The following is an 8,190-nucleotide window of genomic DNA, read 5'->3' as shown; positions in this document are numbered from 1 at the left end:
AGCCATGATCCGCTGGGCCGCCATCGGCCTCATGACCCGCCGCCTGGCCCGCGGCGGCCGGCCCGCCGTCCGCCAAGGCCCACGCCCCCTCACATACCAATAACGAGATCCTTCTCAAACACGCACTGAGGACGGATTGGCCTCCGGGCCCGTGGATCGAGCCGTGGCCAGCGAGGATCTCCGTGCCGCCACTGCTGTTCATGGCCACGCCGTTACGGTCGACGTAGGGGCCGGTGATCGAGGCCGACCGGCCGACCATGATGCGGTACGTGCTGGAGGCGCCCCGGCAGCAGTAGTCGAAGGACACGAACAGGTAGTAGTAGCCGCCCTGCCGGATGATGAACGGCGCCTCTATCGCACCGTTGCCGCCCCGGGAGGCGATGGAGCGGACGGACGTGTCGGACGTGGAGCGCAGGCCGCTGCCGGCGTCCAGCCGGATCATCTTGATGCCGGTCCAGAACGACCCGAAGGTCAGCCACCACTGCCCGGACCCGTCCACGACGAGATTCGGGTCGATCGCGTTGTAGTTCACCGAGTCGCTGCTCGCGATGACCAGTCCCCGGTTCGTCCAGGTTCCCGACGCGCCGCTGGGGCTGGTCGCCAGGAAGATCGCCGAGTGCTGGGACCCGAAGGTGGACGCGGCGTAGTACATGTAGAACTGGCCGTTGTGGTACGAGATGTCCGGCGCCCACAGGCTGCGGGAGCCGCCGGTGTAGGACGTGGTCCACGGTGCGCCGCCGGGGAAGGCGACCCCGGCGTCCCGCCACGCCGTCCGGTCGGTGGACGTCCTGATCCGGATGTTGTCGTCGGTCGAGACGACGATGTACGTCCCGTTGGGTGCCCGCACCACGGACGGGTCGTGCGCGCCGGTGAAGCCGGTGACGTAGCCGGGGTTCGGATACGCGGCGAGGGCCTGCTCGGCGGCCGTGTTGACGAGCCGCGCCTGCGGGCCGGCGCCCGAGTACCGGGTGATCAGGACGGCGGACGACACCGCCACGAGCGCGACCGCCAGGGCGATCGCGAGAGCGCGCAAGGGTCGCCTCGCGCGCGGCACTGCGGGAGCGGTCATAGGACGAACTCTCCTTTCGGGTGACGCTGCCGGCCCGAATTGCGCGGCGGGCACCGGACCGGATGGCCGGGGACCGCGCAGACAGCGGGTGTGACCGGTAACATCTGCGCCGACGTGGGAGTCTTCACTTTCTTCCGGGATCGTCGGGCGTCGGCGCTCGTGGCCGCGACGGTCGGCGACGTGTGCGGTGAGTCCCGCGCCACCGACGTTTGCAGCGCTGCAAAACAGGATGCACCGGCAACCGGCCCGGCGCAAGGCGGATATGAAAACTCCCCGCCGGCCCCGTTCCGCTCAGCCGGCCGCCCGCCCGGCCGTGCTCTCCCGGACGATCAGCCGGTGCGGCGCCCGCAGCTCCAGCCCCGGCGGCGGGGCCGTGCTGCCGATGCGCAGCAGCAGGCGCTCGACGGCGGTGGAGGCGATCATCCCCTTGTCCGGGGAGATCGTGGTGACCGTGGGGTTGGAGTACCGGCCGTCCTCGATGTCGTCGTAGCCGATCACGGCGACGTCCTCCGGGACGCGCATGCCGCGCGAGATCAGGGTGTGGATGGCGCCCAGCGCGACGAGGTCGCTGTAGCAGAAGACGGCGTCCGGCGGGTCGTCCCGGTCGAGCAGGGAGGCCATGGCCTCGGCGCCGTCGGCCCGGTTGAAGCGGGGCCGGCCGATGATGAGGTCCTCGTGCACGGGCAGGCCGCGGCGCTCGTGCGCCTCGCGGAAGCCGCGGGTGCGCAGCTGCGCCGCCTCGCCCGTCTCGTACGGCTGGTCTCCTATCGCGGCGACGCGGCGGCGGCCGAGGTCGAGGAGGTGCTCGGTGGCGTGCCGGGACGCCTCGACGTCGTCGATGCCGACGTGGTCGAACGTTCCATCGCTGACCCGCTCGCCGAGGACGACCAGCGGCAGGTTCGGGTCGCGGTCGGCGAGGGCGCTCTGGGAGAGGCCGAGCGGGCTGAAGATGACCCCGTCGAAGAGCAGCCGGCTGGAGCCGTGGTTGATGAGCATCCGCTCGTGCTCGCGGTCGCCGTCCGTCTGGTCGATCAGCACGTTGTAGCCCTGGACGCGGGCGGCGCGGATGATGTCCTGGAGCAGTTCGGAGAAGTACGGCGTGTCCAGGTACGGGACGACGACGGCGATCTGCCCGGAGCGCCCGCGGGCCAGGTTGCGGGCGAGCACGTTGGGCCGGTAGCCGAGCTGGTCGACGGCCTCCTGCACGCGCCGCCGGGTGTGCTCGGTGACGTTCGCGTAGCCGTTCACCACGTTGGAGACCGTCCGGCTGGAGACGCCGGCCAGTTCGGCCACGTCGCGCAGGGTCACCTCACGTCCTCGTCGCATGCCCGTCCCCTCCGGTCGGTCGGCGGCCCGCTCCCGGCCCCTCACAAGCTTCCGGCAGGTTCCCTCTTGCCGTCCACTGCCGCGGCGTGCATCCTGTTTGCAGCGCTGCAAAAGGATAGTAGAACGCGATGGGCTCCGTGCTCATCAGGGACGACATGCGACTCGCGCCACACGCCCCATCGGCGGTGCGCGCGGGACCTGCAGCCGGTCCTTGGCGTGCCAGCACCAAGGACCGACCCACCCACTACGCGGTACGAGCGCGTCGGAATCCCCCTGGGAGGGACCAATGAGTGTCAGGCACTTCAGTGTAAAACGCGGACGGCGCCGGCCGGTCCGGGCGGTCGTGGCGGTGGTCGCCGCCGGCGCGCTGATGGCGGGCTGCGGCGGCTCCGGTGACGGCGGCGGCACGTCCGACGGCCCGGTCAAGATCAAGGTCTGGGCCTGGTACCCCTCGTTCAAGCCGGTCGTCGACCTGTTCAACAAGACCCACACCGACGTCCAGATCGAATGGACGAACGCGGGCACCGGCCAGGACCAGTACACCAAGCTCCAGACGGCGCTGAAGGCGGGCAAGGGCGCGCCGGACGTCGTGATGATCGAGTTCCAGGAAGTCCCCACGTTCCAGCTCACCAAGCACCTGGTGGACATGGGCAAGTACGGCGCCAACGCGGCCAAGGGCAACTACGTCGACTGGGCCTGGAAGCAGGTCAGCGCGGGCGACAAGGTGTACGCGATCCCCGTCGACGCCGGGCCGATGGCGATGCTGTACCGGAAGGACATCTTCGACAAGTACAAGCTCACCGTCCCGAAGACCTGGGCGGAGTTCAAGGAGCAGGCGCAGAAGCTGAAGAAGGCGTCGCCGGGCAGCTTCATGACCGACTTCGGCGCCAACGACGGCGGCTTCATGACGGGGCTGCTGTGGCAGGCGGGCGCGCACCCGTTCGACTACACCTCCGCCAAGGCGCCGAACATCGGCCTCAGCATCAACGGCCCGCAGGCCAAGCAGACGATGGCGTACTGGCAGGACATGGTCGGCAGCGGCCTCGCCGACACCACCGCCTTCGCCACCACCGACTTCTACACCGGGCTCACCACCGGCAAGTACGCCACCTACCTGGCCGCGGGCTGGGGCCCCGGCTACCTCGCGAGCGTCGCCAAGAAGACCGAGGGCAAGTGGCGGGCCGCGCCGCTGCCGCAGTGGACGGCCGGCGCGAACGCGCAGGGCGACTGGGGCGGCTCGGCGTTCGCGGTGACCGACCAGACCGAGCACCCGAAGGAGGCGACCAAGGTCGCCATGGAGATCTTCGGGACGAACAAGGACGCCTGGCGCATCGGCATCGACCAGGCGTTCCTGTTCCCGACCGTGACGCCGATCCTCGACTGGGACTACTTCCGCGGCAAGGAGTACGACTTCTTCGGCGGCCAGAAGGTCAACGAGGTGTTCGTGCCCGCGTACAACGCGATCGGCGAGTTCCACTGGAGCCCGTTCAATAGTTACTACTTCAGCCAGCTGACGACGGCCATGAACCAGGCGGTGGAGAAGAAGACGCCGTGGCCGGCGGCGCTGGACACCGTCCAGCAGAACGTGTCGAAGTACGCCTCGCAGCAGGGCTTCAAGGTCGCCCCGTGAGGATCCGCAGGGGACCCGGCCGCCAGGCGGCGGCCGGGTGGCTGTTCGTCACGCCGTTCACCGTCCTGCTCGTCGCGTTCCTGCTGCTGCCGATGGCGTACGCGGCCAAGCTCAGCCTCTACCGGTCGACGCTGGTGCAGGGCGAGGTCTTCGCCTGGTTCGACAACTACCGGCAGGCGCTCGGCGACCCCGAGTTCCGCCGCGGCGTCGTCCGGGTGATCGTCTTCGGGGTCGTGCAGACGCCGGTGATGATCGCGCTGGCGCTGGTCTTCGCGCTGCTCATCGACGAGGCCACGTCCCGGCTGTCGCGCTTCTTCCGGCTGGCGGCGTTCGTCCCGTACGCGGTGCCGGTGGTGATCGGGACGCTGATGTGGGGCTTCCTCTACAGCCCCCGCACCGGCCTGTTCAGCGCGTTCGGGAACCCGGACTTCCTGTCCAGCGGCACCGTGCTGTACTCGCTCGGCAACGTCGTGACCTGGCAGTGGGCCGGCTACAACATGATCGTCCTGTACGCGGCGCTCCAGGGCCTGCCGCGCGAGGTCTACGAGTCGGCGCGGATCGACGGCGCCGGGCCGCTGCAGATCGCCGTCCGCATCAAGACGCCGATGATCTCGGCGGCGATCGTGCTGGTCACCATCTTCACGATCATCGGCACGCTGCAGTTCTTCACCGAGCCGCTGATCCTGCAACCGCTCAACCCCGGCTCGATCACCAACAGCTACACGCCCAACGTGTACGCCTACCACCAGGCGTTCTCCTACCAGCAGTACAACTACTCGGCCGCCATCTCGTTCCTGCTGGGCGCGGTGGTGTTCATCGGGTCGTACATCTTCCTGTTCGTCACGAGGCGGAGGAACGCGCTGCGATGAGCACGGCGACGATGGACGGGACGTCCACCAAAACCGCCGCCCCGGCGCCCCGCCGGACGGCCCGGTTCGGCACCGGGCGCATCGCCTCGCACGCGGTGATGGCGGTCATGGCGGTGTACTTCCTGCTGCCCTTCTGGTGGCTGCTCGTCGCGGCGACCAAGAGCAACGACGGGCTGTTCGGCTCGCAGCCGCTGTGGTTCGGCGGCGACTTCAGCCTGTTCGACAACCTGTCCACGCTGTTCACACAGGACGACGGCATCTACCTCAAGTGGCTGCGGAACTCGGCGCTGTACTCGGTGGTCAGCGGCGTCGGTGCCACCGCGGTCGCCGCGCTCGCCGGGTACGCCTTCGCCAAGCTCCGCTTCCCAGGGCGCAACGCGCTGTTCGCGACGCTGCTCGGCCTGATCATGGTGCCGATGACGGCGCTCGTCCTGCCGACGTACCTGCTGATGAGCGAGATCGGGCTCACCGACTCGGTCTGGGCGGTCATCCTGCCGTCCCTGCTCAACCCGTTCGGCGTCTACCTGCTGCGGGTCTACGCGCACGACTCCGTCCCGGACGAGATGCTGGAGGCCGCGCGCATCGACGGCGCCGGCGAGTTCCGGGTGTTCCTGAGCGTGGCGCTGCCCGCGATGCGTCCCGCGCTGGTCACCGTGCTGCTGTTCACGATGGTGGCCACCTGGAACAACTTCTTCCTGCCGCTGGTGATGCTGAGCAACGACGACCTGTTCCCGCTGACCGTCGGCCTGCGCACCTGGTACCAGTCCGCGACGATCGGCAGCGGCGGCGGCCAAGCCCTGTTCAACGTCATCGTGGCCGGCTCGCTGGTCGCGATCGTCCCCCTGATCATCGCCTTCCTCCTGCTCCAGCGGTACTGGCGCGGCGGCCTGACCATCGGCGCCCTCAAGTGACCGCTCCGCGCACCCGCCCCACCGTCCCCCGAAGGGAAACCATGCTGCACGCATCCGCCGTCCTCGACCCCGCCTCGGTCGTGGCCCCGGTCAGCCGCCGCACGTTCGGCTCGTTCGTCGAGCACATGGGGCGCTGCGTCTACACCGGGATCTACGAACCGGACCACCCGGCGGCGGACGAGGACGGGTTCCGCACCGACGTCCTCGCGCTGACCCGCGAACTGGGCGTCACGATGGTGCGCTATCCGGGCGGCAACTTCGTCTCCGGATACCGCTGGGAGGACGGCATCGGGCCGCGCGACCGGCGTCCCCGCCGCCGCGACCTCGCCTGGCACAGCGTCGAGACGAACCAGGTCGGCATCGACGAGTTCGCCCGGTGGGCGGCCAAGGCCGACGTCGAGATCATGTACGCGGTGAACCTCGGCACCCGGGGCGTCCAGGAGGCACTGGACGTCCACGAGTACGTCAACCATCCGGAAGGGACCACCCTCTCCGAGCTGCGGCGCGCGAACGGCGCGGCCAAGCCGTACGGCATCGCGCTGTGGTGCCTCGGCAACGAGATGGACGGGCCGTGGCAGCTCGGGCACAAGACCGCCCACGAGTACGGGCTGCTCGCCGCGTCCACCGCCCGCGCGCTGCGCTCGGCGGAACCCGGCCTGGAACTGGTGGCCTGCGGCAGCTCCGGCTCGGGGATGCCGACGTTCGGCGCGTGGGAGGCGACCGTCCTGGAGCACGCCTACGACCTCGTCGACTACGTCTCCTGCCACGCCTACTACGAGGAGCTGGACGGCGACCTCGGCTCGTTCCTGGCGAGCGCCGTCGACATGGACCACTTCGTGGACAGCATCGTCGCCACCGCCGACAGCGTCGGCGCGCGGCTGCGCAGCAAGAAGAAGATCAACCTGTCGTTCGACGAGTGGAACGTCTGGTACCTGTCCCGCTTCCAGGGCCAGGAGCCGCCGGAGACCTGGGACGTGGCGCCGCGCGTCATCGAGGACGAGTACAACGTCGCGGACGCGGTCGTCGTCGGCAACCTGCTGATCTCCCTGCTGCGGCACAGCGACCGGGTCACCGCCGCCTGCCAGGCGCAGCTGGTCAACGTGATCGCCCCGATCCGCACCGAACCGGGCGGCCCGGCCTGGCGGCAGACGATCTTCCACCCGTTCGCGAAGACCGCCGCCCTCGCCCGGGGGGACGTCCTGCGCACCCGGCTCACGTCGCCCACCTACGACACCGCGCGCTACGGCGAGGTCCCGGTGGTCGACGCGATCGCCACGCACGACGCGGAGTCCGGCGATGTCGTGGTCTTCGCCGTCAACCGCGGCCAGGACGCCCCGGTGGAGCTGACGGTGGACCTGCACCTGTTCCCCGACCATCTGCGCCTGGCCGAGACGTGCACGCTGACCGACACCGACCTGACCGCCACGAACACCTGCGAAGCCCCCGACCGCGTCGTGCCCCGTCCCAACGAGCACGTGTCGATCGACGGCGCCGCGCTCAAGGCCGTCCTGCCCCGGGTGTCGTGGACGGCCATCCGGCTGACCCGCGCGGAGGAAGGGCGCTGACGATCGTGCCGCGCGGCGGTCACTCGGTGAGGTGCAGGGTGGCGGCTATGCCGTAGTGGTCGGAGAGGTGCGTGCGGTCGCCGTCCGGTAGGCGGACCTCGTCCTTGAAGACGACGCGGGCTTCCGCCGTCAGCCCCGGCCTGTGGAGGAGCTGGTCTATCGCCCCGATGTCTGCGCATTCGGGGCGATAGGTCGGTTCCGTGCTCCCGGCGAGGGCGTCGTGCAGGCGGGCGGCGGACGCGAACGTCGCGAAGTACGGGGAGTCGCGGGGGACGTTGAAGTCGCCCATGGCGACCAGGGGTTCCACCGGATCGATCCGCCGGATGGCGGTCGCCAGCCGGCCGAGTTCGGCCTGCTCCGCCTTTGTGTAGGCATTGGACGGGGACCAGTCCATGTCCATGTTCGCGGAAAGGTGCGTGTTGACCACCGTGAGATGACCGTTCGGCAGCTTTATGCGGGTGAACAGCGCGCCTTTGTTCAACAGCCATTCGGGGCGGGCCGGACGGGCGGGAGTGAAAGGCTCGTAGTGGGTGCGGGCGATGGGCCATCGGGAAAGGGTGACCAGGCCGCCGCGGACCAGCGGAAAACCCCAGTCCCGCGCCATGTGGGGATAGGAGGGCGTCAGGCGGCGGAGCGCGGCCAGAATGAACGGCGATATCACCTCCTGCAGGCAGACGACGTCGTGGTCGGAGCCGTCGAGTACGCCGGCCAGGGCCTCGATGCGGTCCCGGGCCCGTCCTCTGAAGAGCGTGTTGAAGGTGAGGACGCGGATGCTCATGGCCGCCACCCTACGTCGGCGGGGCCCCGGCCACGGGATGGC

General features: G+C 69.6%; 7 protein-coding genes. 4 read left to right on the top strand and 3 right to left on the bottom strand.

All coding sequences use genetic code 11. The features are described from left to right. On the bottom strand, positions 1–1,069 hold a 1,069-nt coding region (locus ABFX46_RS10525), incomplete at its 3' end, for an arabinan endo-1,5-alpha-L-arabinosidase (RefSeq protein WP_346041408.1). 291 nt (positions 1,070–1,360) lie between these two features. Beyond that, entirely contained in the window at positions 1,361–2,395 is a 1,035-nt protein-coding gene (locus ABFX46_RS10520; protein WP_346041406.1) for a LacI family DNA-binding transcriptional regulator, read from the bottom strand. 343 nt (positions 2,396–2,738) lie between these two features. On the opposite strand from ABFX46_RS10520, the gene ABFX46_RS10515 reads away from it, so the two are divergent. Genes ABFX46_RS10515 through arfA form a run of 4 tightly spaced genes read left to right on the top strand, consistent with a single transcriptional unit; the run spans position 2,739 to position 7,370 of the window. Beyond that, positions 2,739–4,025: an ABC transporter substrate-binding protein gene (locus tag ABFX46_RS10515; RefSeq protein ID WP_346041404.1), complete on the top strand. Its 1,287-nt coding sequence runs from the start codon at positions 2,739–2,741 to the stop codon at positions 4,023–4,025. Continuing rightward, a complete protein-coding gene (locus ABFX46_RS10510; RefSeq protein WP_346041402.1) occupies positions 4,022–4,894 on the top strand; it encodes a carbohydrate ABC transporter permease in 873 nt (290 codons plus the stop codon). The genes ABFX46_RS10515 and ABFX46_RS10510 overlap by 4 nt, the downstream gene beginning before the upstream one ends. Further along, entirely contained in the window at positions 4,891–5,805 is a 915-nt protein-coding gene (locus ABFX46_RS10505; RefSeq protein ID WP_346041400.1) for a carbohydrate ABC transporter permease, read from the top strand. Before ABFX46_RS10510 ends, ABFX46_RS10505 begins: the two co-directional genes overlap by 4 nt. Positions 5,806–5,846: 41 nt before the next feature. Next, positions 5,847–7,370, top strand: a complete 1,524-nt coding sequence (gene arfA, locus ABFX46_RS10500) for an arabinosylfuranosidase ArfA (RefSeq protein ID WP_346041398.1) — start codon at positions 5,847–5,849, stop codon at positions 7,368–7,370. A 19-nt stretch (positions 7,371–7,389) separates the two neighbouring features. On the opposite strand, the gene ABFX46_RS10495 is transcribed toward arfA, so the two are convergent. Next, a complete protein-coding gene (locus ABFX46_RS10495) occupies positions 7,390–8,148 on the bottom strand; it encodes an endonuclease/exonuclease/phosphatase family protein (RefSeq protein WP_346041396.1) in 759 nt (252 codons plus the stop codon). Positions 8,149–8,190: the final 42 nt, after the last annotated feature.

This window comes from Actinomadura chokoriensis (assembly GCF_039529475.1).
GTDB lineage: Bacteria > Actinomycetota > Actinomycetes > Streptosporangiales > Streptosporangiaceae > Spirillospora > Spirillospora bangladeshensis.
This window is presented reverse-complemented; position numbering and strand designations above follow the sequence as displayed.

Bases quoted from the DNA above. Each gene is read 5' to 3' on its own strand.
- ABFX46_RS10495 (WP_346041396.1), bottom strand. From the start codon at position 8,148: ATGAGCATCCGCGTCCTCACCTTCAACACGCTCTTCAGAGGACGGGCC.
- ABFX46_RS10505 (WP_346041400.1), top strand. From the start codon at position 4,891: ATGAGCACGGCGACGATGGACGGGACGTCCACCAAAACCGCCGCCCCG.
- ABFX46_RS10520 (WP_346041406.1), bottom strand. From the start codon at position 2,395: ATGCGACGAGGACGTGAGGTGACCCTGCGCGACGTGGCCGAACTGGCC.
- arfA (WP_346041398.1), top strand. From the start codon at position 5,847: ATGCTGCACGCATCCGCCGTCCTCGACCCCGCCTCGGTCGTGGCCCCG.